Source organism: Bradyrhizobium sp. UFLA05-112 (assembly GCF_053572325.1).
This window is the reverse complement of record NZ_JBANBK010000075.1, coordinates 1-25,220: the sequence shown is the minus strand read 5'-3', so window position 1 is coordinate 25,220 and position 25,220 is coordinate 1. Positions and strand designations below refer to the sequence as shown.

Annotated in this window: 25 protein-coding genes and 1 pseudogene; 25 read left to right on the top strand and 1 reads right to left on the bottom strand. The window is 64.0% G+C overall.

What is annotated here, in order from left to right; all coding sequences use genetic code 11:
• Positions 1–71: 71 nt before the first annotated feature.
• A pseudogene (locus SO180_RS32425) lies at positions 72–371 on the bottom strand (spinster family MFS transporter); the annotation flags it as partial.
• A 50-nt stretch (positions 372–421) separates the two neighbouring features.
• Here SO180_RS32425 and SO180_RS32420 point away from each other — a divergent pair.
• From SO180_RS32420 to SO180_RS32300, 25 genes are all read left to right on the top strand, one after another.
• A complete protein-coding gene (locus tag SO180_RS32420; RefSeq protein ID WP_449382890.1) occupies positions 422–931 on the top strand; it encodes a MarR family winged helix-turn-helix transcriptional regulator in 510 nt (169 codons plus the stop codon).
• Positions 932–1,121: 190 nt separating this feature from the next.
• Positions 1,122–3,380, top strand: coding sequence for a TonB-dependent siderophore receptor (locus SO180_RS32415; protein ID WP_449382907.1), 2,259 nt, complete (start codon positions 1,122–1,124; stop codon positions 3,378–3,380).
• Positions 3,381–3,402: 22 nt separating this feature from the next.
• The gene (locus SO180_RS32410; protein WP_449382889.1) at positions 3,403–4,539 is read left to right on the top strand and encodes a PepSY-associated TM helix domain-containing protein; all 1,137 of its coding nucleotides are present in this window, start codon (positions 3,403–3,405) and stop codon (positions 4,537–4,539) included.
• A complete protein-coding gene (locus SO180_RS32405) occupies positions 4,536–4,745 on the top strand; it encodes a hypothetical protein (protein ID WP_449382888.1) in 210 nt (69 codons plus the stop codon). The genes SO180_RS32410 and SO180_RS32405 overlap by 4 nt, the downstream gene beginning before the upstream one ends.
• 264 nt (positions 4,746–5,009) lie before the next feature.
• A complete protein-coding gene (locus SO180_RS32400; protein ID WP_008136158.1) occupies positions 5,010–5,375 on the top strand; it encodes an NADH-quinone oxidoreductase subunit A in 366 nt (121 codons plus the stop codon).
• On the top strand, positions 5,372–5,956 hold the full coding sequence (locus tag SO180_RS32395) for a NuoB/complex I 20 kDa subunit family protein (RefSeq protein WP_283042884.1): 585 nt from the start codon (positions 5,372–5,374) through the stop codon (positions 5,954–5,956). Before SO180_RS32400 ends, SO180_RS32395 begins: the two co-directional genes overlap by 4 nt.
• An 11-nt stretch (positions 5,957–5,967) precedes the next feature.
• The gene (locus SO180_RS32390; RefSeq protein WP_449382887.1) at positions 5,968–6,579 is read left to right on the top strand and encodes an NADH-quinone oxidoreductase subunit C; all 612 of its coding nucleotides are present in this window, start codon (positions 5,968–5,970) and stop codon (positions 6,577–6,579) included.
• A gap of 2 nt (positions 6,580–6,581) precedes the next feature.
• Positions 6,582–7,778 (top strand): NADH-quinone oxidoreductase subunit D, encoded by a 1,197-nt coding sequence (locus SO180_RS32385; protein ID WP_449382886.1) that lies wholly within the window; start codon positions 6,582–6,584, stop codon positions 7,776–7,778.
• Positions 7,778–8,743, top strand: coding sequence for an FkbM family methyltransferase (locus SO180_RS32380; protein WP_449382885.1), 966 nt, complete (start codon positions 7,778–7,780; stop codon positions 8,741–8,743). The genes SO180_RS32385 and SO180_RS32380 overlap by 1 nt, the downstream gene beginning before the upstream one ends.
• A 12-nt stretch (positions 8,744–8,755) precedes the next feature.
• Positions 8,756–9,367, top strand: a complete 612-nt coding sequence (gene nuoE / locus SO180_RS32375; RefSeq protein WP_449382884.1) for an NADH-quinone oxidoreductase subunit NuoE — start codon at positions 8,756–8,758, stop codon at positions 9,365–9,367.
• Positions 9,367–9,573 (top strand): hypothetical protein, encoded by a 207-nt coding sequence (locus SO180_RS32370; protein WP_449382883.1) that lies wholly within the window; start codon positions 9,367–9,369, stop codon positions 9,571–9,573. The genes nuoE and SO180_RS32370 overlap by 1 nt, the downstream gene beginning before the upstream one ends.
• A 15-nt stretch (positions 9,574–9,588) precedes the next feature.
• Positions 9,589–10,914 carry an NADH-quinone oxidoreductase subunit NuoF gene (nuoF, locus tag SO180_RS32365; RefSeq protein ID WP_449382882.1) on the top strand — a complete coding sequence of 442 codons (1,326 nt, stop codon included), beginning with the start codon at positions 9,589–9,591 and terminating at the stop codon, positions 10,912–10,914.
• Between the two features lie 5 nt (positions 10,915–10,919).
• Positions 10,920–12,995, top strand: coding sequence for an NADH-quinone oxidoreductase subunit NuoG (nuoG, locus tag SO180_RS32360; RefSeq protein WP_449382881.1), 2,076 nt, complete (start codon positions 10,920–10,922; stop codon positions 12,993–12,995).
• Positions 12,996–13,005: 10 nt separating this feature from the next.
• Positions 13,006–14,073 (top strand): NADH-quinone oxidoreductase subunit NuoH, encoded by a 1,068-nt coding sequence (nuoH, locus tag SO180_RS32355; protein ID WP_449382880.1) that lies wholly within the window; start codon positions 13,006–13,008, stop codon positions 14,071–14,073.
• 14 nt (positions 14,074–14,087) lie between these two features.
• Positions 14,088–14,576, top strand: coding sequence for an NADH-quinone oxidoreductase subunit NuoI (gene nuoI, locus SO180_RS32350; RefSeq protein ID WP_449382906.1), 489 nt, complete (start codon positions 14,088–14,090; stop codon positions 14,574–14,576).
• A 9-nt stretch (positions 14,577–14,585) separates the two neighbouring features.
• Positions 14,586–15,224, top strand: a complete 639-nt coding sequence (locus tag SO180_RS32345; protein WP_449382879.1) for an NADH-quinone oxidoreductase subunit J — start codon at positions 14,586–14,588, stop codon at positions 15,222–15,224.
• Positions 15,221–15,529, top strand: a complete 309-nt coding sequence (gene nuoK / locus SO180_RS32340; RefSeq protein ID WP_126257332.1) for an NADH-quinone oxidoreductase subunit NuoK — start codon at positions 15,221–15,223, stop codon at positions 15,527–15,529. Before SO180_RS32345 ends, nuoK begins: the two co-directional genes overlap by 4 nt.
• 7 nt (positions 15,530–15,536) lie before the next feature.
• The gene (gene nuoL / locus SO180_RS32335) at positions 15,537–17,612 is read left to right on the top strand and encodes an NADH-quinone oxidoreductase subunit L (protein WP_449382878.1); all 2,076 of its coding nucleotides are present in this window, start codon (positions 15,537–15,539) and stop codon (positions 17,610–17,612) included.
• On the top strand, positions 17,613–19,121 hold the full coding sequence (locus SO180_RS32330) for an NADH-quinone oxidoreductase subunit M (RefSeq protein WP_449382877.1): 1,509 nt from the start codon (positions 17,613–17,615) through the stop codon (positions 19,119–19,121).
• Between the two features lie 23 nt (positions 19,122–19,144).
• Positions 19,145–20,581, top strand: a complete 1,437-nt coding sequence (gene nuoN / locus SO180_RS32325) for an NADH-quinone oxidoreductase subunit NuoN (RefSeq protein ID WP_449382876.1) — start codon at positions 19,145–19,147, stop codon at positions 20,579–20,581.
• 2 nt (positions 20,582–20,583) lie between these two features.
• Positions 20,584–21,390 carry a biotin--[acetyl-CoA-carboxylase] ligase gene (locus tag SO180_RS32320; RefSeq protein ID WP_449382875.1) on the top strand — a complete coding sequence of 269 codons (807 nt, stop codon included), beginning with the start codon at positions 20,584–20,586 and terminating at the stop codon, positions 21,388–21,390.
• The gene (locus SO180_RS32315) at positions 21,390–23,060 is read left to right on the top strand and encodes a ribonuclease J (protein WP_449382874.1); all 1,671 of its coding nucleotides are present in this window, start codon (positions 21,390–21,392) and stop codon (positions 23,058–23,060) included. Before SO180_RS32320 ends, SO180_RS32315 begins: the two co-directional genes overlap by 1 nt.
• Positions 23,061–23,154: 94 nt before the next feature.
• Positions 23,155–23,559 (top strand): methylmalonyl-CoA epimerase, encoded by a 405-nt coding sequence (gene mce / locus SO180_RS32310; protein WP_449382873.1) that lies wholly within the window; start codon positions 23,155–23,157, stop codon positions 23,557–23,559.
• Positions 23,560–23,568: 9 nt separating this feature from the next.
• Positions 23,569–23,844: a DUF1467 family protein gene (locus SO180_RS32305; protein ID WP_449382872.1), complete on the top strand. Its 276-nt coding sequence runs from the start codon at positions 23,569–23,571 to the stop codon at positions 23,842–23,844.
• A 171-nt stretch (positions 23,845–24,015) separates the two neighbouring features.
• The gene (locus SO180_RS32300; protein WP_449382871.1) at positions 24,016–25,008 is read left to right on the top strand and encodes an ABC transporter substrate-binding protein; all 993 of its coding nucleotides are present in this window, start codon (positions 24,016–24,018) and stop codon (positions 25,006–25,008) included.
• Positions 25,009–25,220: the final 212 nt, after the last annotated feature.

The window sequence follows — 25,220 nt, the reverse complement described above, 5'->3', positions numbered from 1 at the left end:
TTTCCGGATGGTTTCGCGCCGTCGGCAAAATGGTTTCATCTGGGCGGCGTGGTTTTGGCTGGAGGGTCGTTTCAGGCCGCCGCTCGGGCGATATCGGTCCGGATCGTCCGGGCAGCCCGGACGAAGAGCAGGGCGCCCACTGTGGTCGTGACCGCCGCCGACAGCAGGGAGTAGCGGACGGCGTCCGCGCCGAAGCCGGCCTTCAGCGCGTCGTTGATCATGCCGACGATGAGGGGTCCCAGTCCCTGGCCGAAGCGGGTTGCGGTCAGGGCGATGAGCGCGGAGGCCAGCGCCCGCATGCTGGGCTTTGCCACCGTCTGCGCGATCGCAAAGATCGGCCCGAGATGGAAGCCGACCAGGAACGAGGTCAGCAGTCCTTGCGCCCCTTGGCAGGCCGTTTGTTTGTTGGCAGAGGTGGCGCATGAGCCAGAAGCCGAGCAGAGGCGGGCGTATGTCGCCCGACGTTGGGGACGATGCGGCGCCGATCACCGTGATGCTGTCGTCGCGGCTGATGGTGCTTGCCAATCTGCTCAAGCGCGGCGCCATCCTGCGCTACAAGCGTGTCGTCGGACTGAACTCGGTGGAGTTCGGCCTCGTCGCCTCGCTCGGCCGGCGTCCGCCGATGAGCGTGGCGCGGCTCGCCGAAGCCGTCGGTCAGGACAAGGGACAGATCAGCCGCGCGCTTGCGGGGCTGTCGTCACGCAAGCTGATCGCGAAAACGCCCAATCCGAACGACAGTCGCGAAGTGCTGATCTCGCTGACCAAGGCAGGGCTCGCCGCACATGACGCGATCGTTGCCAGCGCGCAGGAGCGCAATCGGCGCCTGCTGCAACAGTTGAGCAAGGACGAGCTCGACGCGCTGCTGGTGCAGATCGATCGCCTGACCGCGGCCGCCGAAGAGATGCTCGAGGCGGAAAAGGATCCGGACTGATCGTTCCGCCGACGTAGCGTCCATTTTTGAAGCGTTCTTGGAAGATCTCTAAGAGCTGTTCTAAGAGGCATTCAATTAGGTCTTCCGCGCGTGCTCGCTTAAGCGTCCATGCAACGCATGTCGTCATTCGCACTGACGGCATGGAACTACAAACGTTGCAGGTTGGGGTGGTGCGTTGAACTGTCTTGGAATGCTGCGGTCGGCGGGACTTGCGACCGCGTCCGCTCTGGTGCTGTTGCCGCAAGCTTCGGTCGGTCAATCCTCGGGATCCTCGTCGCAAAGCGGGGCGCAAGCCTTGCCACCGGTTACCGTGGCCTCGCCCGAGCCCCGCCGCCGCGCAGCGGCCTCCGCGCCACGCCGAACGCCGCGGGCAGCGCAGAGCGTGAGCGAGAGAAAGCTGCAGCCTGAGCGCAATGTCGGATTCGTCGAGACGCCGCGCGGCCCGGTCCACGGCTATGTCGCTGGCCGCAGCTCCTCCGGCACCAAGACCAACACGCCGATCATGGAGACGCCGCAATCGGTGTCGGTCATCGGCGCCGAGCAGATCCGCGACCAGAAGCCGAACAAGCTGGACGAGGTGCTGCGCTATTCGGCGGGCGTGCGCGCCGGAACCTTCGGTGCCGACACCCGTAACGACTGGTGGCTGATCCGCGGCTTCAAATCGGACGACGTCGGCCTGTTCCTCGATGGCATGCAGCTCTTCTACACGTCCTATGCGAGCTGGAAGCTGCAATCGCCGAACATGGAGCGCGTCGAGGTGCTGCGCGGCCCGTCTGCGGTGCTCTATGGCGGCTCGAGCCCGAGCGGCATCGTCAACGTCATCAGCAAGATGCCACCTGGCGAGCCGATCCGCTACATCGAGACCGGCGTCAACAATTTCGGCAATGCCTATGTCGGCTTCGATGTCGGTGGTCCCGTCGCGACGAGTCCCGAGAACGGCAAGCTGCTCTATCGCGTCGTCGGGCAGGTCCAGAACGGTGGCACGCAGGTCGACTTCACGCCCGACAACAACTACTTCATCGCACCGTCGGTAACCTGGAAGCCGGATGCCGACACGACGTTCACCGTCCTTGCGTCGGCATCGAAGCAGGATACCCGCGGCATCAACTTCCTGCCCTATCAGGGCACGGTGACCAACGCACCATTCGGTCGTATCCCCACGAGTATGTTCCTCGGCGATCCCAGCATCGACAAGTTCACGCGCGAGCAGGAGATGCTCGGCTATCAGTTCGAGCGCAATCTCACCGACAGCCTGACGTTCCGGCAGAATGCGCGTTTCGCGCATGTCGACGTGACGTATCGCGGCCTCGTCGCCAACGGCTATTCCAACGCCAACACGGGCGACATCGCGCGCTACAATTGGTACGCGAAGGACACGGCCAATCAGGCCAATCTCGACAACCAGTTGGAGTATCGTTTCGACACCGGCCTGGTGAAGCACACGATGCTGTTCGGCGTCGATCTGCGGGGCTACCAGATCGACGACTATCAGCAGTTCCAGTTTGGCACGACGCCGTCGATCAACGTCTTCAATCCGGTCTACGGTCTCAATGTGCCATTTACGACCGGGCCGTTCCGCAACTACCTGATCACCCAGAAGCAGGCCGGCACCTATCTTCAGGACCAGGTCAAGCTCGGCAACTTCACGCTGGTGGTGAGCGGCCGCAACGATTGGGTCGAGACCACTCAGGCCGCGCGCGACACCGGAGCGACGGTGGCCAGCCGCGATGACAGCAGGTTCAGCGGGCGCGTGGGCCTGATCTACAATTTCGACAACGGCCTTGCGCCCTATGTCTCCTATGCGACGAGCTACAATCCGGTCATTGGCCTTAATGCCAACAACCAGTTGCTCCTGCCGGAAACCGGCAAGCAGGTCGAGGTCGGCCTGAAGGTGCAGCCGAAATGGTTCGACGGTTACTTCACGGTCTCGGCCTTCGACCTGAAGCGTCAGAACGCGCTGACCACCGATCCGTCGAATGTGTTGTTGCAGAACCAGACCGGCGAGGTCACCTCGCGCGGCATCGAGCTCGAGGCGGTGGCCAATGTCACGAAGGAGCTGAAGCTGATCGGCGCCTTCACCAGCTATCATCTCTTCACCAGCGAGGATCTCGATTCATCGCTGATCGGCAAGACGCCAACCAACACGCCCGAGCTCCTGGCCTCAGGTTGGGCCGACTACACCTTCAAGGAGGGTCCACTGGCAGGCTTCGGCTTTGGCGGGGGCGTGCGCTACGTCGGCTCGTCCTGGGCAGACTCCGCCAACACGCTCGAGGTTCCCGCCGTCGTGCTCGGCGATCTCGCGCTCCACTATGAATGGCAGAACTGGCGCACAGCACTGAACGTGATCAACGTGACTGACAAGACTTATGTCGCAAGCTGCGCCTCGGTGACGTCCTGCTTCTACGGCGATCGCCGGCGCGTCACCGCCAGCGTCTCGTACAAATGGTGAGGGCGGGCGAGGGGATCGCGTCGTGAAGGCGCGCACCGTCAGGCTCTGGTCCCTGGTCCACACCTGGACCAGCCTGATCTCGACCGTGTTCCTGCTCCTGCTCTGCCTGACCGGTCTGCCGCTGATCTTTCATCACGAGATCGACGAGCTTCTCGGCTATGCCCCCCAGCCCGAAGCTCACGCGGGCGCGGCGCGTGCGACCACCCAAGAGGTCGCCGACGCCGCGCTCGCGGCCGATCCGGGGCGGGTACTGCAATACATCTCCTGGGACAAGGACGAACCCGGGATCGTGTTTGCATTCACCAACAATGCGCCGGACGGTCCCCCGGACAATGCCACCGTGCGCGCCTTCGATGCGGTCTCGGCCAGGCTGCTCGGACCTGTCGGCGTCGGGCCGATGCTGATCGTGCTCAAGCTGCACACGGACATGTTCGCCGGCCAGGCCGGAAAACTGTTTCTCGGTGCGATGGGACTGTTGTTCGCGCTCGCCATCATCTCCGGCGTGGTGCTGTACTGGCCATTCACGCGCCGCCTGCGCTTTGCGACCATCCGCTACCCCGCCGCGCGCCGTGTGGTCTGGCTCGACTGGCACAATCTGATCGGCGTGATCACGGTGGTCTGGGCGCTGGTGGTCGGGCTGACCGGCGTGATCAACACCTGGGCCGAACTGATGCTCGATCAGTGGAAGGCGACCGAGCTCGCCAGCATGGTTGCACCCTATGCCGGCAAGCCGCCGCCGGTGCATCTGGCCTCGCTCGACGGCGTCGTCGCCCGCGCCAAGGCGGCCGCGCCCAGCATGGACATCGCGTTCATCGCTTTCCCGGGCGCCCCGTTCACGTCATCACACCATTTCGCGGCGTTCATGCGCGGCGAGACCGCTCTCACGGCGCGCCTGCTGAAGCCTGTGCTGCTGGACGGGGAAACCGGGGAGGTCGCCGACAGCCGGGCGCTGCCGGTCTACCTCCAGGCGCTCTTGATTTCGCAACCGCTTCATTTCGGCAACTATGGCGGTATGCCGCTGAAGGTGATCTGGGCTGCGCTCGACGTGTTCACGATGATCGTGATCGGCAGCGGTCTCTACCTTTGGCTGGCACGGCGGCGGAAGCGGAGGCCCGCCCGTGCCGATGCATTCGCGAAACGAGCCCCGGTCCCGTCATGATGCATGGCTCGCCCAGCCGCTCGCGCCCGTGGATTCGGGTCTTCGGTGCGCCGATTCTGATCGCTATGGCGACCTCGATCGGCCTGCTCGCGGCGCTGCTCTGGGGAGAGATCGGCAAATATGTCGCCTGGGTGACGGTCGGCTCTCCCATGGCCGTCATTCCCTGGGCCTGGCTGCGTCGCGGTAGGACAGCAAAGCCGTCCTAGACACCCGGAGAGGCGGTCCGACATGCTCCGCGCGGAGCATCTGCCGACGGCGGGAGGACCGACATGGATGCTCTTGCTGGGGCCGCGGTTCTGCTCCATACCAGCCGCGGGGCGATTCCGGGATTTCCACTGTTCTGGGGGCGGCAAAGGGCCTAAAAACAGCGTGTCTTGCACCCATTGGTGCACTGCGCTAAGGCTCAGAATAATTCCAAATCGGGACGAATCCGCGAGCCACCCGAGGCTTGCGGGAAAAAGGGCTCGCCAATGAGCGGCATTCTGCAGAACTATCTTCCACTTGTGGTCTTTATAGGGGTAGCGGGCCTGATTGGCCTCGTGCTGCTGATCGCCCCCTTCATCGTGGCCTTCCAGCAGCCGGATCCGGAAAAGCTGTCGGCGTATGAGTGCGGTTTCAACGCCTTCGACGACGCCCGGATGAAGTTCGACGTCCGCTTCTACCTGGTCGCCATCCTCTTCATCATCTTCGACCTTGAGGTGGCGTTCCTGTTCCCCTGGGCAGTAGCGTTCGGAAAGCTTGGTGCGACCGGCTTCTGGTCCATGGTGGTCTTCCTCGCCGTGCTGACGGTGGGGTTTGCCTATGAATGGAAGAAAGGGGCACTCGAATGGGATTGAACCCTGCCACGTCGTCCGCCGGTCCGGTTCTCGCGCCGGCCCCGAAGGGCATTCTGGATCCGTCGACCGGCAAGCCGGTCGGGGCCAATGATCCGTTCTTTCTCGAGGTCAATCACGAGCTGTCCGACAAGGGCTTCTTCGTCGCCGCGGCCGATGACCTCATCACCTGGGCGCGCACCGGGTCGTTGATGTGGATGACCTTCGGTCTCGCCTGCTGCGCGGTCGAGATGATGCAGGTCTCGATGCCGCGCTACGACGTCGAGCGCTTCGGCTTTGCGCCGCGTGCCTCGCCGCGCCAGTCCGATGTGATGATCGTCGCAGGCACCCTGACCAACAAGATGGCTCCGGCGCTGCGCAAGGTCTACGACCAGATGCCTGAGCCGCGATACGTCATCTCGATGGGCTCCTGCGCCAATGGCGGAGGCTATTACCACTATTCCTACTCGGTCGTGCGCGGCTGCGACCGCATCGTGCCGATCGACATCTACGTGCCGGGCTGCCCGCCCACGGCGGAAGCGCTGCTCTACGGCGTGCTGCTGCTGCAAAAGAAGATCCGGCGCACCGGCACCATCGAACGCTAAGGTTTTACGTCATGGACGACGGCAAGCTCGACGCCCTTGGGCAAACGATCGTTAGCGCGCTTCCGGGCGCCGCCACCGGTCACGCGGTGGCCTTCAACCAGCTCACGGTGGAGGTCGAGGCCGCCAAGATCGTCGAGGTGGTCAAGTACCTCCGCGACGATCCAAGTTGCCGCTTCGTCAACTTCACCGACGTGACCGCGGTGGATTATCCGTCGCGCGAGAAGCGCTTCGACGTCGTCTATCATCTGATGTCGCCGACGCTGAACACCCGGATCAGGCTGAAGGCTCAGGCCGACGAGACCACCCAGGTGCCGTCGCTGATCGAGGTGTTTCCCGGCGCCGACTGGTTCGAGCGCGAGACCTACGACCTCTATGGCGTGATCTTCGTCGGACATCCCGACATGCGCCGCATCCTCACCGATTACGGTTTCGAGGGGCATCCGCTGCGCAAGGACTTCCCGCTGACCGGCTTCGTCGAGGTCCGCTACGACGACCAGGAGAAGCGGGTGGTGTACGAGCCGGTCCGGCTCAACCAGGAATTCCGCAAGTTCGATTTCCTCTCGCCATGGGAAGGGGCGGACTATCCGCTTCCCGGTGACGAGAAGGCGGGACCGAAGGCCTGATCATGAACGAGCAACCCGAACAGCTTCGCAACTTTACGATCAATTTCGGCCCGCAACATCCCGCGGCGCACGGCGTGTTGCGCCTGGTGCTGGAGCTTGACGGCGAGGTCGTTGCGCGTGTCGATCCGCATATCGGCCTGCTTCACCGCGGCACCGAGAAGCTGATCGAGCAGAAGACCTATCTCCAGGCGATCCCTTATTTCGATCGCCTGGACTACGTCGCGCCGATGAACCAGGAGCACGCTTTCTGCTTGGCTGCCGAAAAGCTGCTCGGCATCGAGGTGCCGCGCCGCGGCCAGTTGATCCGCGTGCTGTATTGCGAGATCGGCCGCATCCTCTCGCATCTTCTCAACGTCACCACGCAGGCGATGGACGTCGGCGCGCTGACCCCGCCGCTGTGGGGCTTCGAGGAGCGCGAGAAGCTGATGGTGTTCTACGAGCGCGCTTCGGGCAGCCGTATGCACGCAGCCTTCTTCCGCGTCGGCGGCGTACACCAGGACCTGCCGCCCAAGCTGATCAACGACATCGAGGCCTGGTGCGATCCGTTCCTCAAAGTTGTCGACGACCTCGACCGCCTGCTCACCGCCAACCGCATCTTCAAGCAGCGCAACGTCGACATCGGCGTGGTGCCGCTGAAGGAGGCCTGGGAGTGGGGTTTTTCCGGCGTGATGGTGCGCGGCTCCGGTGCGGCCTGGGACCTGCGCAAGGCGCAGCCCTATGAATGCTATGCCGAGATGGAATTCGACATTCCGATCGGCAAGAACGGCGACTGCTACGACCGTTACCTGATCCGCATGGAAGAGATGCGCCAGTCGGTGCGCATCATGAAGCAGTGCATCGAGAAGCTGAAGGCGCCGGACGGGCGGGGGCCGGTCGCTGTCGAGGACAACAAGGTCTTCCCGCCGCGCCGCGGCGAGATGAAGCGCTCGATGGAAGCGCTCATCCATCACTTCAAGCTCTACACCGAAGGCGTCCACGTGCCGGCCGGCGAGGTCTATGCCTCGGTCGAGGCGCCGAAGGGCGAGTTCGGCGTCTATCTCGTCTCCGACGGCACCAACAAGCCCTACAAGTGCAAGATCCGCGCGCCGGGCTTCGCCCATCTGCAGGCCATGGACCACATCTGCAGGGGCCATCTGCTCGCCGACGTCTCGGCCATCCTCGGCTCGCTCGACATCGTGTTCGGAGAGGTCGATCGGTGATGGCGCCGGCGCCAATCCAGTTTGACCGCGCCTCGGGGGCCCTCGAAGGGGCCAACCTGTGGGAGCGGACGGCTGCCTTGGCGCTGGTGACGGGATCGAAGATCTCCTCGCACTTCTCGCACATGGGCTACATCGCCTGCGCCAATCTGCTGCGCAAAACGCTGCCCGAGCGGAACATCGCGATCAAGCTCAACCCGGACGCCGTGTTCGAATTCCCTTACGGCGACGGCTACTGGAGCAAGCTGCTCAACCGCTCCTACAATTACGAGGACGAGTTGGAACTGTTGTTCGCTGACTCCGTCGACGTCGATTACACGCTGCTCGATTGCGGCGCGAACTATGGCTACTGGTCGGTGCTGGTGTCGAGCAAGCCGTTCGGCTCGCACAGGGCGATCGCGATCGAGCCGTCGGGACAGAACCACCCGAAGCTTGCGAACAACGCGCGTATCAATGGTAACCGCTTCGAGACCATGAAATGTGCGATCGGTGCCGAGCGCGGCACCGCACGGCTCTCCGGCACCAAGCACGAGGCTTTCAGCATCGCGGGCGCTCCCTCGGCGGGCGGTGAGGACGTGCCTGTGATTGCACTCGACAATCTGCTCGATGACGGCAAGGTCGAAGCAAACGGCAAGTATTTGATCAAGCTCGACGTCGAAGGCGTCGAGATCGACGCCATCAAGGGTGGCAAGCGGCTTCTTGAAGGCGACAGCGTGATCATGTGCGAGGAGCACGGCAGCGACCGCAGCCACGCGGTGTCGCGCTATATCCTCGAACAAACCCCGCTGAAGCTGATCGTCTACGATCCCACCACCAGTCGCATGGAGACGGTGACCGAGCTCTCGATCCTCGATCGCATCAAGGTCTCCACCCACGTTGGCTACAATGTTTTCGGCACCGCAAGCGCATTCTGGCAGGACAGGATTGATGCCCTGAATGCGAAGGCTGCGCGGCGCCGTATCCAGTGAGAGATTGAAGAGATGTCCGTTCGCCGCCTAGCGCCCAAGGAAGTCCAGCCCGCGAGCTTTACGTTCACGGAGGAGAACCTCGCGTTTGCGAAGCAGCAGATCGCCAAATATCCGGCCGGTCGCCAGGCCTCGGCCGTGATCGCGATCATGTGGCGGGCGCAGGAGCAGAACGATGGCTGGGTGTCGGAAGCCGCGATCCGCGTCATCGCCGACCTGCTCGATATGCCCTACATCCGCGTGCTCGAAGTCGCGACCTTCTACACGATGTTCCAGCTCGCTCCCGTCGGCAAGAAGGCCCACGTCCAGGTCTGCGGCACCACGCCGTGCCGGCTGCGCGGCGCCGAAGACCTGATCCACGTCTGCGAGAGCCGGATCCATCACGAGCCCTTCCACCTCTCCAAGGACGGCAATTTCAGCTGGGAAGAGGTGGAGTGCCTGGGCGCCTGCGTGAACGCGCCGATGGTGTTGATCGGCAAGGACACCTATGAGGATCTGACCAAGGAAAGCTTCGGCAAGGTGCTCGACGGCTTTGCCTCCGGCAATCCGCCCAAGCCCGGCCCGCAGAACGGCCGTCAGTTCTCGGCTCCCGTCACCGGACCGACCACGCTGAAGGAGATCACCTGATGCGTGATCTCGCGATATCAGCAGCGGGAAGGGGCGGCGCCGTGAAGAAATGGGGCTTCATCGCCATGCATGCCGCGGTGGCGGCTGCCTTCATCTTCATGCTGCAGCGCTTCACCCTGAATGCGTCGCTGGAAACCAGTCTGCTCTGGGCGCTGACCTTTGCCGTCTGCGCCGCCGGGCTTGCCTACAAGCAAGCCAACCGTTGATCGGAAAGCACTGAAATGCTCGAGGACAAGGACCGCATCTTCAAAAACCTCTACGGCCTCCACGATTGGGGGCTCGAGGGCGCGCGGCGCCGCGGCGCTTGGGATGGCACCAAGGCCATCATCGACAGGGGCCGCGACTGGATCATCAACGAGATGAAGGCGTCAGGCCTGCGCGGCCGTGGCGGCGCCGGCTTCCCGACCGGCCTGAAATGGTCGTTCATGCCGAAGGAATCGACCGACGGCCGGCCGAGCTATCTCGTCGTCAACGCCGACGAGTCCGAGCCCGGCACCTGCAAGGACCGCGAGATCATGCGTCATGATCCGCATCTCCTGATCGAGGGCTGCCTGATCGCGAGCTGCGCGATGAATGCGCACGCCTGCTACATCTATGTCCGTGGCGAGTTCATCCGCGAGCGCGAGCACCTCCAGGCCGCGATCGACCAGGCCTACGAGGCCAAGCTGATCGGCAAGGACAATGTCAACGGCTGGCCGTTCGATCTCTACGTCGCGCACGGCGCCGGCGCCTATATCTGCGGCGAGGAGACCGCGCTGCTCGAGAGCCTCGAGGGCAAGAAGGGCCAGCCGCGCCTGAAGCCGCCGTTCCCGGCCAACGTCGGCCTGTTCGGCTGCCCGACCACCGTCAACAACGTCGAGTCGATCGCGGTTGCGCCCGACATCCTGCGCCGCGGCGCGGCGTGGTTCGCCGGCATCGGCCGTCCGAACAACGTCGGCACGAAACTGTTCTGCATCTCCGGCCATGTCGAGCGGCCGTGCAACGTCGAAGAAGCCATGGGCATTCCGTTCCGTGAGCTGATCGAGAAGCATTGCGGCGGCATCCGCGGCGGCTGGGACAACCTCAAGGCCGTGATCCCCGGTGGCTCCTCGGTGCGCATGGTGCCGGCAGAGCAGATCATCGATACTCCGATGGATTTCGACAGCCTGAGCAAGCTGCGCTCGGGCCTCGGCACCGCGGCCGTGATCGTGATGGACAAGTCGACCGACCTGATCCGTGCGATCGCCCGCATTTCCTATTTCTACAAGCACGAGAGCTGCGGCCAGTGCACGCCGTGCCGCGAGGGCACCGGCTGGATGTGGCGCGTCTTGACCCGCATGGCGGAGGGCCGCGCCCACAAGCGCGAGATCGACATGCTGCTCGAGGTCACCAAGCAGGTCGAAGGCCACACCATCTGCGCGCTCGGCGACGCAGCCGCCTGGCCGATCCAGGGCCTGATCGCGCACTTCCGTCATGAGATCGAAGCGCGGATCGACCAGTATTCGCACAAGGCCGACATCGACGATGCCGGCGTCCGCGATCCCGTGAACATGGTCGCGGCGGAGTAGGAAGAATGACAAAGCTCATCATCGACGGCAAAGAGATCGATGTCCCGCCGGAGTACACGCTACTCCAGGCGTGCGAGGCCGCCGGCGCCGAGATTCCGCGCTTCTGCTATCACGAGCGGCTGTCGATCGCCGGAAATTGCCGGATGTGCCTCGTCGAAGTGAAGGGCGGCCCGAAGCCGGTCGCGAGTTGCGCCTGGGGTGTGCGCGATTGCCGTCCGGGTCCGAAGGGCGAGCCGCCGGAGATCTCGACGCGGTCGCCGATGGTGAAGAAGGCCCGCGAAGGCGTGATGGAGTTCCTTCTGATCAACCATCCGCTGGACTGCCCGATCTGCGACCAGGGCGGCGAGTGCGATCTCCAGGACCAGGCGATGGGCTATGGCGTCGACACCAGCCGCTTCGCCGAGAACAAGCGCGCCGTCGAGGACAAGTATCTCGGCGCGCTGGTCAAGACCTCGATGAATCGCTGCATCCAGTGCACGCGCTGCGTCCGCTTTTCGGCGGAAGTCGCCGGCGCGCCCGAGATGGGCGCGACGGGCCGCGGCGAGGACATGGAGATCACGACCTATCTCGAGCACGCGCTGACGTCCGAGCTTCAGGGCAACCTCGTCGACATCTGCCCGGTCGGTGCGCTGACCTCGAAGCCATACGCCTTCGCCGCGCGCCCCTGGGAGCTCGGCAAGACCCAGTCGGTCGACGTCATGGACGGCATCGGCTCGGCGATCCGGGTCGACACCCGTGGTCGCGAGGTGATGCGCATCCTGCCGCGCGTCAACGAGGCCGTGAACGAGGAGTGGATTTCGGACAAGACTCGTCACGTCGTCGACGGCCTGCGCACCCAACGGCTCGACCGGCCCTATATCCGCGAGGCCGGCAAGCTGCGTGCAGCTTCGTGGACCGAAGCCTTCGCCGCGATCGCCACCAAGGCGGGCCGTAGCGACGGCAAGCGGATCGGCGCGATTGCCGGTGATCTCGCCGGCGTCGAGGAGATGTTTGCGCTGAAGGATCTGCTCGCCAAGTTCGGCTCGGCCAATCTGGCAGTGCAGGGCGGCGACGCCTTCGATCCCGCGCTGGGCCGCGGCTCCTACATCTTCAATCCGTCGCTGGTCGGCATCGAACAGGCCGATGCGCTGCTGATCATCGGCGCCAATCCGCGCAAGGACGCGGCAGTGTTCAATGCCCGTATCCGCAAGCGCTGGCGCGCGGGCGGCCTCAAGATCGGCTCGGTCGGTGCCAAGGCTGATCTGACCTACGACTACGATCATCTCGGCGCGGGTACGGAGACGCTCGCCGACCTCGTGGCCGGCAAGCACTCCTTCGCTGACGTCCTGAAGAACGCCAAGCACCCGGTCATCCTGGTCGGCGCGGGCGCGACCTCGCGTCACGACGGCGCGGCGATCCTCGCGCAGGCGGCCAAGCTGGCGCTCGATATCGGCGCGGTGAAGGACGGCTGGAACGGCTTTGGCGTGCTGCACGAGACCGCCTCGCGCGTCGGCGCGCTGGATATCGGCTTTGCGGCAGGCGCCGGCGGCCTGAACGCCGCGCAGATGACGACCTTCGGCACGCTGGACGTCTTGTTCCTGCTCGGGGCCGACGAGATCAAGGCGCCGGACGGCACCTTCGTCGTCTATATCGGCACCCATGGTGACCGCGGCGCGCACCGCGCCGACGTCATCCTGCCAGCGGCGGCCTACACCGAGAAGTCGGCGATCTACGTCAACACCGAGGGCCGCGCGCAGATGACGGGCCGCGCCGCGTTCCCGCCGGGCGAGGCCCGCGAGGACTGGGCGATCGTCCGCGCGCTGTCGGAAGCGCTCGGCAAGAAGCTCGGCTACGACTCGCTCGCGGCCCTGCGCCAGGCGATTTTCAAGGCGGTGCCGCATCTGATCCGCCTGGACCAGATCGAGGCGGGCACCGCGGACCAGGTCAAGACACTTGCGGGCAAGGGCGGCACGCCGGAGAAGGCGCCGTTCAAGGCCCTGATTGAGGACTTCTACCTGACCAACCCAATCTCGCGTGCGTCCGCCGTGATGGCGGAATGCTCGCGGCTTGCCTCCGGGCAGATGCTGACCGCAGCGGAGTAAGCGTGATCTGATGGAATTCTTTGAAAGCGCATTCTGGACCGGATTCCTCTGGCCGCTGATCATCATGGTCGCGGAGAGCGTCCTGCTGCTCGTCGTGCTGCTGGTCGCGATCGCCTACATCCTGCTCGCCGACCGCAAGATCTGGGCGGCGGTGCAGATCCGCCGCGGCCCGAACGTGGTCGGTCCCTGGGGCCTATTCCAGTCGTTCGCCGACCTCCTGAAGTTCGTGCTGAAGGAGCCGATCATTCCCTCCGGCGCCAACAAGGGCGTCTTCCTGCTTGCTCCGCTGGTGTCGTGCGTGCTCGCACTCGCGGCCTGGGCGGTGATCCCGACCAATCTCGGCTGGGTGATCTCCGACATCAATGTCGGCGTTCTCTTTATCTTCGCGATCTCGTCGCTGTCGATCTACGGCATCATCATGGCCGGCTGGTCGTCGAACTCGAAGTACCCGTTCCTGGCCGCCTTGCGCTCGGCCGCGCAGATGGTGTCCTATGAGGTCTCGATCGGCTTCGTCATCATCACCGTGCTGCTCTGCGCCGGCACGCTGAACCTGTCGGCGGTCGTCGAGGCGCAGCATGCGCGTGGCCTTGCCAGCCTGATCGGCCTGCCGCAGCTCACCATCCTGAACTGGTATGTGTGGCCGCTGTTCCCGATGTTCGTGGTGTTCTACGTCTCTGCACTGGCGGAAACCAATCGTCCGCCGTTCGACCTCGTCGAGGCCGAGTCCGAGCTCGTGGCCGGATTCATGGTCGAATACGGCTCGACGCCGTATCTGTTGTTCATGCTCGGCGAGTATGTCGCCATCGTCACCATGTGCGCGTTGGCGACGATCCTGTTCCTGGGGGGCTGGCTGCCGCCGGTCGATCTGCCGCCGTTCAACTGGGTGCCGGGGATCATCTGGTTCTCGCTCAAACTGTTCTTCATGTTCTTCCTGTTCGCGATGGCGAAGGCGATCGTGCCGCGCTACCGCTACGATCAACTGATGCGTCTCGGCTGGAAGGTCTTCCTGCCGCTGTCGCTGGCGATGGTGATCGTGGTGGCTGGCGTGCTGCATTTCGCCGGCATCGCGCCGAAGTGAGGTCCGCCATGGGTATCAACATCAACGCTACCGCGCGCTCGCTTCTGCTGTCGGAATTCGTCTCGGCGTTCTTCCTCGCCATGCGCTACTTCTTCCAGCCGAAGCCGACGCTGAACTATCCCTTCGAGAAGGGGCCGATCTCGCCGCGCTTCCGCGGCGAGCATGCGCTGCGCCGCTATCCGAACGGTGAAGAGCGCTGCATCGCCTGCAAGCTGTGCGAGGCGGTCTGCCCGGCGCAGGCCATCACCATCGAGGCCGGGCCGCGCCGCAACGACGGCACGCGCCGCACCGTGCGCTACGACATCGACATGGTGAAGTGCATCTATTGCGGCCTCTGCCAGGAGGCCTGCCCGGTTGACGCCATCGTCGAAGGTCCAAACTTCGAGTTCGCGACCGAGACCCGCGAGGAACTGTTCTATGACAAGGCCAAGCTGCTCGCCAACGGCGATCGCTGGGAACGCGAGATCGCGCAAGCGATCGAGCTCGACGCGCCGTACCGGTGAGGTGAGGGCATGATCCTTCCCGCGCTGTTCTTCTATCTGTTCGCCGGCATCTGCGTCGCCTCGGCGGTGATGGTGATTGTCTCGCGCAATCCCGTGCACTCGGTGCTGTATCTGATCCTGGCCTTCGTCAACGCCTCCGGCCTGTTCGTGCTGATGGGCGCCGAGTTCCTGGCGATGATCCTGATCGTCGTCTATGTCGGCGCGGTCGCGGTGTTGTTCCTGTTCGTGATCATGATGCTCGACGTCGACTTCCTCGAGTTGCGGGAGGGCTTCATCGAATACCTGCCGGTTGGCCTCGTGATCGGTGGCATCTTCATGTTCGAGCTGTTGCTGGTCGTCGGCGCCTGGGTGATCAACCCGACCGTGTCCAAGACGATCACGGCGGCGATCCCGGCCAACGTCTCCAACACCGAGGCGCTCGGGCTCGTGCTCTATACGAAGTACATCCATTACTTCCAGCTCGCCGGCATGGTGCTGCTGGTCGCGATGATCGGCGCCATCGTGCTGACGCTGCGCCACAAGGCCAGCGTCAAGCGGCAGGACATCAACGTTCAGAACGCGCGAACGCCCGACATGGCGATGGCGCTGCGCAAGGTGGCGTCGGGGCAGGGGCTCCAGGATGCCGATGCGGCGGAGTGGGTGAAATGACGGTCGGGCTCGGACACTATCTTGCCGTCGGCGCGATCCTGTTCACGCTCGGCATCCTCGGCATCTTCCTGAACCGCAAGAATATCATCATCATTCTGATGTCGATCGAGCTGATCCTGCTCTCAGTCAACATCAACCTGGTGGCGTTCTCGACCTTCCTCGGCGATATCGTCGGCCAGGTCTTCGCGCTGCTGGTGCTGACGGTCGCGGCTGCGGAAGCCGCGATCGGTCTCGCCATCCTGGTGGTCTATTTCCGCAACCGCGGCTCGATCGCGGTTGAGGACGTCAATCTGATGAAGGGTTAACCCAGCTATGGTCCAGGCAATTGTCTTTCTGCCTCTGCTGGGCGCCATTCTCGCCGGCCTGATCGCCATTTTCGGCGCGCATGCCCGCAACCCCAGCGGCGATACGGTCGAGCATCACGACGACGCGCATGGCGATGCCCATGGTCATGCGTCGGCAGCTCATGATGACCATGCCCACGACGATCACGGCCACGACGACCACCACGTCTCCGAACCGCCGGCTCAGGGCTCGCGCGCGGCCGAGCTGATCACGACCGGGCTGCTGTTCGTCTCGGCGGCCCTGTCGTGGTTCACGCTGGTCGACGTCGGCTTCCTGCACCACGACGCGCGGATTCCGATTCTGCCGTGGATCCTCTCGGGCGACCTCCAGGTCTACTGGGCGCTTCGGGTGGACACGCTCACCGCCGTCATGCTGGTGGTGGTCAACACCGTGTCCTCGCTCGTGCACCTCTATTCCATCGGTTACATGGACGAGGATCCGTACCGGCCGCGCTTCTTCGGCTATCTCTCGCTGTTCACGTTCGCCATGCTGATGCTGGTGACGGCCGATAACCTCGTGCAGCTGTTCTTCGGCTGGGAAGGCGTGGGTCTGGCGAGCTATCTGCTGATCGGTTTCTGGTACCAGAAGCCGTCGGCGAACGCGGCCGCAATCAAGGCCTTCGTCGTCAACCGCGTCGGCGACTTCGGCTTTGCGCTCGGCATCTTTGCGGTTTTCGCGCTGGTCGGTTCGACCGATTTCGAGACGATCTTCCATGCGGCTCCCGGCCTCACCGGCAAGACCATCAACTTCTTCGGCTGGCAGGTGGACGCGCTGACGCTGACCTGCTGCCTGCTGTTCATGGGCGCGATGGGCAAGTCGGCCCAGTTCCTGCTGCACACCTGGTTGCCGGACGCGATGGAAGGCCCGACCCCGGTCTCGGCGCTGATCCACGCCGCGACCATGGTGACGGCGGGCGTCTTCATGGTGGCGCGGCTGTCGCCGCTGTTCGAGCTCGCGCCGAACGCGCAGGCCGTCGTGATGTTCTTCGGCGCGACCACGGCGTTCTTCGCCGCGACCGTTGGCCTCGTGCAGAACGACATCAAGCGCATCGTCGCCTACTCGACCTGTTCGCAGCTCGGCTACATGTTCGTGGCGATGGGGGCGGGAGCCTATTCGGTCGGCATGTTCCACCTGTTCACGCACGCCTTCTTCAAGGCGCTGTTGTTCTTGGGGAGCGGCTCGGTGATCTACGCGATGCATCACGAGCAGGACATCCGCAACATGGGCGGCCTGTGGCGCAAGATCCCCTACACCTATGCGGTGATGGTGGTCGGCACGCTCGCGCTGACCGGCTTCCCGCTCACCGCCGGCTACTTCTCCAAGGACGCGATCATCGAGTCAGCCTACGCCTCGCACAACCCGTTCGCGGTGTACGGCTTCCTGATGACGGTCGTCGCCGCCGGCCTGACCTCATTCTATTCGTGGCGCCTGATCTTCAAGACCTTCCACGGCGAGCCGCATGACGAGCATCATTACGCGGCTGCGCATGAGAGCCCGATGTGGATGCTAGTCCCGATCGGGGTTCTTGCCGCTGGCTCGATCCTGGCCGGCTTCCCGTTCAAGGAGTTGTTCGCCGGTCATGGCATCGAGGAGTTCTTCCGCGAGTCCGTGAAGATGAACCCGCACATCATCGAGGAGATGCACCACATCCCGGAGACCATCGGCTTCCTGCCGACCGTGATGATGATCGTGGGCTTCCTGATCTCGTACCTGTTCTACATCCGCCGGCCGTACCTGCCGGTCGAGCTCGCGAACACCCAGCCGATGCTGTATCAGTTCCTGCTCAACAAGTGGTACTTCGACGAGCTCTATGACATCATCTTCGTCCGTCCGGCGAAGTGGGTCGGCTACCAGCTCTGGAAGAAGGGCGACGGCTTCATCATCGACGGCTTGGGGCCGGACGGCGTCTCGGCGCGTGTGCTGGACATCACCCGCAACGTCGTGAAGATCCAGACCGGCTATCTCTACCACTATGCATTCGCCATGCTGATCGGTGTCGCCGGCCTGATCACCTGGTTCATGTTCGGCTTTGGAGGCCAGTAAATGACAACCTGGCCCATCCTCTCCGTCACCACCTTCCTGCCGCTCGTCGGAGCGCTGCTCGTCTACGCCGTTCGCGGCGACGACGAGGCGGCGCGGCGCAATGCGCGCTGGATAGCGCTCTGGACCACGCTGATCACCTTTGCGGTCTCGTTGCTCCTGGTCGCGCGCTTCGATTCCTCGATCGCCGACTTCCAGTTCGTCGAGAAGGCCAACTGGCTCGCCGCCGGCATCACCTATCACATGGGTGTGGATGGCATCTCGCTGCCCTTCGTGATCCTGACCACCGCGTTGATGCCGTTCTGCATCATCGCGAGCTGGAAGGCGATCCAGAGCCGCGTGCGCGAATACATGATGGCATTCCTGATCCTGGAAACGCTGATGATCGGCACCTTCTCGGCGCTCGATCTCGTGCTGTTCTATTTGTTCTTCGAGGGCGGCCTGATCCCGATGTTCCTGATCATCGGCGTCTGGGGCGGCCCGCGCCGGGTCTATGCCTCGTTCAAGTTCTTCCTCTACACGCTGCTCGGCTCGGTGCTGATGCTGCTCGCCATCATGGCGCTGTACTGGAACGGCAACACGACCGACATCCCGACTTTGATGCACACTGCCGTGCCGCGGTCATTGCAGACCTGGGCGTGGCTGGCCTTCTTTGCCTCCTTCGCGGTGAAGATGCCGATGTGGCCGGTGCACACCTGGCTGCCGGATGCGCACGTCGAGGCGCCGACCGCGGGCTCGGTGATCCTGGCCGCGATCCTGCTGAAGATGGGCGGCTACGGCTTCCTGCGCTTCTCGCTGCCGATGTTCCCGCTGGCTTCGCACGACTTCGCGCCGCTGATCTTCACGCTCTCGGTCATTGCCATCATCTACACCTCGCTGGTGGCGATGATGCAGGAGGACATGAAGAAGCTGATCGCCTATTCCTCGGTGGCGCATATGGGCTTCGTCACCATGGGCATTTTCGCCGGCACCATCCAGGGCGTCGCCGGCGGCGTTTTCCAGATGATCTCGCACGGCATCGTGTCAGGCGCGCTGTTCCTCTGCGTCGGCATCGTCTACGACCGCATGCACACCCGCGAGATCGCGGCCTATGGCGGCCTCGTCAACCGGATGCCGCTCTATGCGCTGGTGTTCATGGTCTTCACCATGGCGAATGTCGGGCTGCCGGGCACGTCCGGGTTCATCGGCGAGTTCATGACGCTGCTCGGCACGTTTAAGGTCTCGCTCCCGACGGCGTTCCTCGCCACCACGGGCGTGATCCTTTCGGCGTGTTATGCGCTGTGGCTGTATCGAAAGATCGTGTTCGGCGCTCTGGTGAAGCCGACGCTGATGTCGATCAAGGACATGACCTTGCGCGAGTGCATCACGCTGTTCCCGCTGGTCGCGCTGACCATCCTGTTCGGCGTTTATCCGAAGCCGGTGCTCGACATGTCGGCGGCCTCGGTCCAGCAACTCGTCAACAATTACAACACCGCAGTGACGGCCGTGAAGGCCGCCGCACTGCTGCAATAATTGCGGCAGGTGAGGGTATCGCCATGAGCTTTGAGACTGCAGGTTATCAATTGGCACCGGTGGTGCCCGAGCTCGTCCTCGCGGTTGGCAGCATGGCGCTGCTGATGCTGGGTGCGTATCGCGGGCAGGGGACGACGAGGGCGGTGACTACGCTCGCAATCCTTCTCCTCGTCGTGACCGGCGTATTGGTGTTGCTGCTGCCAGCGGGCAAGCAGGTCACGTTCGGCGGCAGCTTCATCGTCGACGACTTCGCGCGCTTCCTGAAGATTCTGGCCCTGATCGGCTCGGCGGTCACGCTGCTCCTGTCGACGGAATTCTTGTCCGATCCGTCGCGACGCATCTTCGAGTATTCGATCCTCGTCCTGCTCTCCACCCTCGGCATGATGGTGTTGATCTCGGCGGGCGACCTGATCTCGCTCTATCTCGGCCTCGAGTTGATGTCGCTCGCGCTCTACGTCGTGGCGGCATCAAACCGGGACAACGCCAAGTCCAACGAAGCGGGTCTGAAGTACTTCGTGCTCGGCGCGCTGTCGTCCGGCATGCTGCTCTACGGCGCCTCGCTGATCTATGGCTTCACCGGCACGGTCAGCTTCGCCGGCATCGCGGCTTCTGCCACGACCGCCAGCGTCGGCCTGGTCTTCGGTCTCGTCTTCCTGCTCGCCGGCCTCTGCTTCAAGGTCTCAGCGGTGCCGTTCCACATGTGGACGCCCGACGTTTATGAGGGCGCGCCGACGCCGGTGACCGCCTTCTTCGCCTCGGCGCCGAAGGTGGCAGCCATGGCGGTGTTCACGCGCGCGACGCTGACCGCATTCCCCGGCATCGTCTCGCAATGGCAGCAGATCCTGGTGTTCGTGGCGATCGCCTCGATGGCGCTCGGCTCCTTTGCCGCGATCGGCCAGACCAACATCAAGCGCCTGATGGCCTATTCCTCGATCGGCCACATGGGCTTTGCGCTGGTCGGCCTTGCCTCCGGCACGGTCGAGGGCGCGCAGGGCGTGCTGATGTACCTCGTGATCTACATTGCGATGACGCTCGGCTCATTCGCCGTCATTCTCGCCATGAAGCGCAACGGCCAGGCCGTCGAGCAGATCAGCGATTTCGCAGGCCTCTCGCGCACCAACCCGCTGCTCGCCTTCTTCTTCGCGATGCTGCTGTTCTCGCTTGCCGGCGTTCCGCCGCTCGCCGGCTTCTTCGCCAAATGGTACGTCTTCGTCGCCGCGATCAAGGCCAACCTGTTCACGCTCGCCGTCATCGGCGTGCTGACGAGCGTGGTGGGCGCCTACTACTATCTCGCCATCGTCAAGACGATGTACTTCGACGAGCCTGCCGGGCAGATCGATCCGGTGCGCGTCGAGGTGCGGGCTGTGCTGGCGGTTGCAGGCCTGTTCACCATCCTGTTTGCGCTGTTTGCGGGACCCGTCGTGAGTGTCGCCAGCGCAGCGGCAAAGTCGCTGTTCTAGGGATGGGCTTCGCGCTCGGTCATCGAGCTCTCAGCGCGGGCTACCGCCTCGCAGCCTTCGACCAGATCGGCTCGACGAATGCGGAAGGCCTGGAGCGCGCCCGCCAAGGCGAGCGCGGCCCGATCTGGTTCGTGACATCGGAGCAGACGGCGGGGCGCGGCCGCCGCCAGCGTGCCTGGATCGCGCCGCGGGGCAATCTGGCGGCCAGCATCCTCGAGGTGATGGACGTCGCGCCGGCCGTCGCCGCCACGCTCGGCTTTGCGGCGGGGCTGGCCGAGGAGGCGGCGCTGGAGCGGGTCAGCGTGGAGGCTGCGCTTCGCCTCGGTCCCGACCGGCCCCGATACACCCTGAAATGGCCGAATGACGTGCTTGCCGGCGGCAAGAAGCTCGTCGGCATCGGCCTCGAAGCCGAGGCCATCGGCGACCGCCTGGCCGTCGTGGTTGGCATCGGCACCAACGTCGTCGCGGCCCCCGAGGGCACGCCGACGCCCGCGGTGTCGCTGGCCGCCCTGGGCGTCCATATCAGCGCGGAGGAGCTGTTCACGGCGCTGTCGGATGCCTGGGTCGAATTCCAGGGCATCTGGGACGATGGCCGCGGCTTTGCGGAGATCCGCCGCCTCTGGCTGGAGCGCGCCGCCGGCCTCGGCGAGAAGGTCGCGATCCGGACCGGGAACGCAACGCTCGAGGGCATCTTCGACACCATCGACGAGGCCGGCTGCCTGATCGTCCGCACCGCCGACGGCCGGCGCGTGCCGGTGGCCGCTGGCGAGGTCTTCTTCGGCGCGGCCGCATCCGTGGGAGCGGCATGATGGCAAGGCCCGACGAACTGGTGTTTGCTCCGCTCGGCGGTGTCGGCGAGATCGGCATGAACCTGTCGATCTATGGCCTCGGCAACCGCCACCAGCGTGCCTGGCTCGCAATCGATCTCGGCGTCTCCTTCGGCGACGAGGAGCACCTGCCGGGCATCGACCTGATCATGCCCGACATCAACTTCCTGGAGAAGGAACGCAGGAATCTGATGGGCCTCGTGCTCACGCACGCCCATGAGGATCATTTCGGCGCGATCATCGATCTCTGGCCGAAGCTGCAATGTCCGATCTATGCGACGCAGTTCAGCGCGGCGCTGTTCGAGGCCAAATGCGCGGCCGAGCGCAATCCGCCAAAGATCCCGGTCACCGTGATCCCCTCCGGCGGCCGCGTCGACATCGGGCCGTTCAACGTCGAGTTCATCCCGGTCGCGCATTCGATTCCGGAATCCCATGCACTGGCGATCCACACCGAGGTCGGCACGGTGCTGCACACCGGCGACTGGAAGATCGATCCGACCCCCATTATCGGCCGTCCCACCGACGAGCGGCGGTTGCGTCAGCTCGGCGAGGAGGGTGTGCTCGCCCTGATCGGCGATTCCACCAACGCGGTGCGCGAGGGCCGCTCGCCCTCGGAAGCCGAGGTCGCCCGGACCATCATCGAGCTCGTCAAGGAGGCCAAGGGCCGCGTCGCGGTGACGACCTTTGCCTCCAACGTCGCGCGCATCAAGGCGGTGGCGGACGCGGCTCGCGCCGCCGACCGCGAGGTCGTCGTCGTCGGCCGCGCCATGGATCGGGTCGTGCAGGTCGCGCGCGAGACCGGCTACCTCGACGGCGTGCAGAATTTCCGCTCGCCCGAGGTCTACGGCCATCTTCCGCAGAACAAGGTGCTGGCGCTGTGCACCGGCAGCCAGGGCGAGCCGCGCGCGGCGCTTGCGCGCATCGCCAATGACGACCATCCCGAGATCACGCTCAACCGCGGCGACTGCGTGATCTTCTCCTCGCGCACCATCCCCGGCAACGAGAAGGCCGTCGGTTCGATCATCAACAATCTGGTCCTCCAGGGCGTCGAGGTCATCACTGACCGCGACCATTTGGTCCACGTCTCCGGCCATCCCCGGCGTGACGAATTGCGCGACATGATCGCCTGGACCAGGCCGCAGCTCCTGATCCCCGTGCATGGCGAGGCCCTGCATCTGCACGAGCACGCCAAGCTCGCGCGCGCCGCCGGTGTGCCGCGAGTGCTGGTGTGCCGGAATGGCGATCTGGTGAAGCTCGGCCCAGGCGATCCCGGTATCGTTGGCGAGGTGCCTTCCGGACGTCTCTACAAGGACGGCACGATCCTGGAGGACTCCAAATCGCGCGCGGTGGTCGAGCGGCGGCGGATGGCCTTCTCCGGTTGTGCTTTCGTCGCCATCGCCATGACCGCGCAGGGAGAGCTTGCCGACGAGCCCGAGGTCGATCTCGTCGGTATCCCCGAGAAGAACAAGGCGGGCGAGGCGTTTGACGACCTGGTCTTCGACGCCGTCGTCTCGACCATTGAAGGCCTGCCAAAACCGCGCCGCCGCGATCCGGATGCGCTGGGCGAGTCGGTGCGACGCGCCGTGCGCGCCGTGATCAACGAACACTGGGGCAAAAAGCCCCCCTGTCTGGTACACGTACTGACGGTCTGAATCTTTTGAGCATCATCTCTCCGGAATGCCGCGTCACATTTTGCGCTAACGCGGCCCTTCGGATCCGGATCATGCTCTAAGAAGGGAGAGAACCATGCTGGGTCGGCTCAACCATGTCGCGATCGCGACCAAGGATGCCGCCAGGGCGGCGAAGATCTATGGCGCGGCGTTCGGGGCGCAGATCTCGAAGGCCGTGGCGCTGCCCGAGCACGGCGTGACCACCGTGTTCGTGACGCTCCCCAATACCAAGATCGAGTTCATCGAGCCCCTGGGCGACGCCTCGCCGATCGCAAAATTCCTGGAGCGCAATGCCGACGGCGGTATCCACCACGTCTGCTACGAGGTCGCCGACATCATCACTTCGCGCGACGTGCTGGTGAAGGAGGGCGCGCGGGTGCTCGGCGACGGCGTGCCGAAGATCGGCGCGCACGGCAAGCCGGTGCTGTTCCTGCACCCGAAGGACTTTTCCGGCGCGCTGGTCGAAATCGAGCAGGCGTAAGTCCGAACCATGGCCTACCAGATATCCACCGCACTCGCGATCTACTTCGTGCTCTGGTGGGTCACGCTGTTCGTGACCCTGCCGTTCGGCGTACGCAGCCAGCATGAGGACGGCGTCGGAGCACCCGGCACCGATCCCGGCGCGCCGATCCTGACCAAGATGGGCCCCAAGCTGATCTGGACCACGCTGATCTCGGGAATCGTTTTTGCGATCGGCATGACTGCCTATCATGCCGGCTATCTCTCGATCGAACGCTTGTCCAAATTGATGGGAATGCCGTTCTAGGACGAACGCTGCTTTGGGGCGAGAGCGGACGTCAAATGGTGGGCAACATCAGCGGACTCGGTCGCGAATGACCCATCTGCAACATCAGCGCGGATATTTGCTGTGATGCACATTACACTTGGAACTTGACGCATATGCTAGACCGCGTCGCTCGGCCTGAAGGGCGACGGAATGCGACGACGCAAGTTCATTGCACTTTCATTAGGCGCGGCCGTTGGCTGGCCATTGGCCTCGTGCACGCAGCAGGCGACGAGCATGCGTCGTGTTGCGTTCCTCCATCCATACCTCGAGAACGATAATGAAGTGCTGACCCGCGTCATTGCGTTTCGGGAGGGGCTCGAGGCGCTCGGGTGGATCGAGAATCGCAATATTCGAATTGAACATCGATATACCGGCGGAGATCTGGGCCGAATCCGAGCCTACGCGACGGAGTTGGTGCATTCGGCGCCGGACCTCATCGTCGGAAGCGGGACGCCAATCACCGCAGCGTTGAAAGAGGCGACCAGCACCATTCCGATCGTATTCAACCTCGTTAACGATCCGGTCGGACAGGGTTTCGTGGCCAGCCTGTCGCGGCCGGGCGGCAACATCACCGGCTTCACCTTCATCGATTTCCTATTGATCGGAAAATGGATGGAGATGATTAAGGAGATTGCTCCCGGGGTCAGACGTGTAGCGCTCATCTTCAATCCCGACACGACGCCTTTTTACCCGGCATTCCTGCGCGAACTCGAAGCGGCCCGCACATCGCTCGCCCTCGAGCTCTCCGCATCTCCCGTGCGCGACGAGGCGGAGGTCGAGGCAGCCATCACGGCGCTCGCACGCGAGCCTGGCGGTGCTCTGATCGTCGCACCGGACGCATTCATCAATAATCACCGCCGCGCGGTCATTGCATTGACGGAACGACAGCGGCTTCCTGCGATATACGGCTTCCGGCAGTTCGCTGCGGAAGGGGCACTGATCTCCTATGGACCGAATACTGCCGACATAGTCCGACGCTCGGCTGGCTACGTCGATCGTGTCCTCAGAGGTGAAAGACCGGCCGACCTTCCAGTGCAGGCGCCGACGAAATACGAGTTAGTCATCAATCTCAAGACTGCGAAAGCGCTCGGCATTGCACCAGCTCCTGAGCTGCTCGCTCGCGCCGCCGGAGTGATCCAATAGAACCTTCTTGTTGCGGTGCATGACTCCGGAAATGGCCCATCGCGACATATCGCGCCGCCGCACGAACTTGATCGCTAAAGGGGCAAAGCAGACGTGGCCCTCGTCGCATCGTCGGCCGGCTTTATGGGTGCGCGGCCTAGCACTACTTTGGCAGAATCGGTCTGCGCCAGTGTTTTTCAAGGAGTCGTTTTCGGCAGTGTGGACACCGTTGA

Excerpts from the sequence above, each read along its gene's own strand:
- SO180_RS32300 (WP_449382871.1), top strand. The coding sequence starts at position 24,016 with ATGCGACGACGCAAGTTCATTGCACTTTCATTAGGCGCGGCCGTTGGC.
- nuoN (WP_449382876.1), top strand. The coding sequence starts at position 19,145 with ATGAGCTTTGAGACTGCAGGTTATCAATTGGCACCGGTGGTGCCCGAG.
- SO180_RS32420 (WP_449382890.1), top strand. The coding sequence starts at position 422 with ATGAGCCAGAAGCCGAGCAGAGGCGGGCGTATGTCGCCCGACGTTGGG.
- SO180_RS32415 (WP_449382907.1), top strand. The coding sequence starts at position 1,122 with ATGCTGCGGTCGGCGGGACTTGCGACCGCGTCCGCTCTGGTGCTGTTG.
- nuoK (WP_126257332.1), top strand. The coding sequence starts at position 15,221 with ATGACGGTCGGGCTCGGACACTATCTTGCCGTCGGCGCGATCCTGTTC.
- nuoF (WP_449382882.1), top strand. The coding sequence starts at position 9,589 with ATGCTCGAGGACAAGGACCGCATCTTCAAAAACCTCTACGGCCTCCAC.
- SO180_RS32330 (WP_449382877.1), top strand. The coding sequence starts at position 17,613 with ATGACAACCTGGCCCATCCTCTCCGTCACCACCTTCCTGCCGCTCGTC.
- nuoG (WP_449382881.1), top strand. The coding sequence starts at position 10,920 with ATGACAAAGCTCATCATCGACGGCAAAGAGATCGATGTCCCGCCGGAG.
- SO180_RS32385 (WP_449382886.1), top strand. The coding sequence starts at position 6,582 with ATGAACGAGCAACCCGAACAGCTTCGCAACTTTACGATCAATTTCGGC.
- SO180_RS32320 (WP_449382875.1), top strand. The coding sequence starts at position 20,584 with ATGGGCTTCGCGCTCGGTCATCGAGCTCTCAGCGCGGGCTACCGCCTC.
- nuoH (WP_449382880.1), top strand. The coding sequence starts at position 13,006 with ATGGAATTCTTTGAAAGCGCATTCTGGACCGGATTCCTCTGGCCGCTG.
- SO180_RS32400 (WP_008136158.1), top strand. The coding sequence starts at position 5,010 with ATGAGCGGCATTCTGCAGAACTATCTTCCACTTGTGGTCTTTATAGGG.
- mce (WP_449382873.1), top strand. The coding sequence starts at position 23,155 with ATGCTGGGTCGGCTCAACCATGTCGCGATCGCGACCAAGGATGCCGCC.
- SO180_RS32345 (WP_449382879.1), top strand. The coding sequence starts at position 14,586 with ATGATCCTTCCCGCGCTGTTCTTCTATCTGTTCGCCGGCATCTGCGTC.
- nuoL (WP_449382878.1), top strand. The coding sequence starts at position 15,537 with ATGGTCCAGGCAATTGTCTTTCTGCCTCTGCTGGGCGCCATTCTCGCC.
- SO180_RS32305 (WP_449382872.1), top strand. The coding sequence starts at position 23,569 with ATGGCCTACCAGATATCCACCGCACTCGCGATCTACTTCGTGCTCTGG.
- SO180_RS32390 (WP_449382887.1), top strand. The coding sequence starts at position 5,968 with ATGGACGACGGCAAGCTCGACGCCCTTGGGCAAACGATCGTTAGCGCG.
- SO180_RS32405 (WP_449382888.1), top strand. The coding sequence starts at position 4,536 with ATGATGCATGGCTCGCCCAGCCGCTCGCGCCCGTGGATTCGGGTCTTC.
- nuoE (WP_449382884.1), top strand. The coding sequence starts at position 8,756 with ATGTCCGTTCGCCGCCTAGCGCCCAAGGAAGTCCAGCCCGCGAGCTTT.
- SO180_RS32380 (WP_449382885.1), top strand. The coding sequence starts at position 7,778 with ATGGCGCCGGCGCCAATCCAGTTTGACCGCGCCTCGGGGGCCCTCGAA.
- SO180_RS32370 (WP_449382883.1), top strand. The coding sequence starts at position 9,367 with ATGCGTGATCTCGCGATATCAGCAGCGGGAAGGGGCGGCGCCGTGAAG.
- SO180_RS32315 (WP_449382874.1), top strand. The coding sequence starts at position 21,390 with ATGGCAAGGCCCGACGAACTGGTGTTTGCTCCGCTCGGCGGTGTCGGC.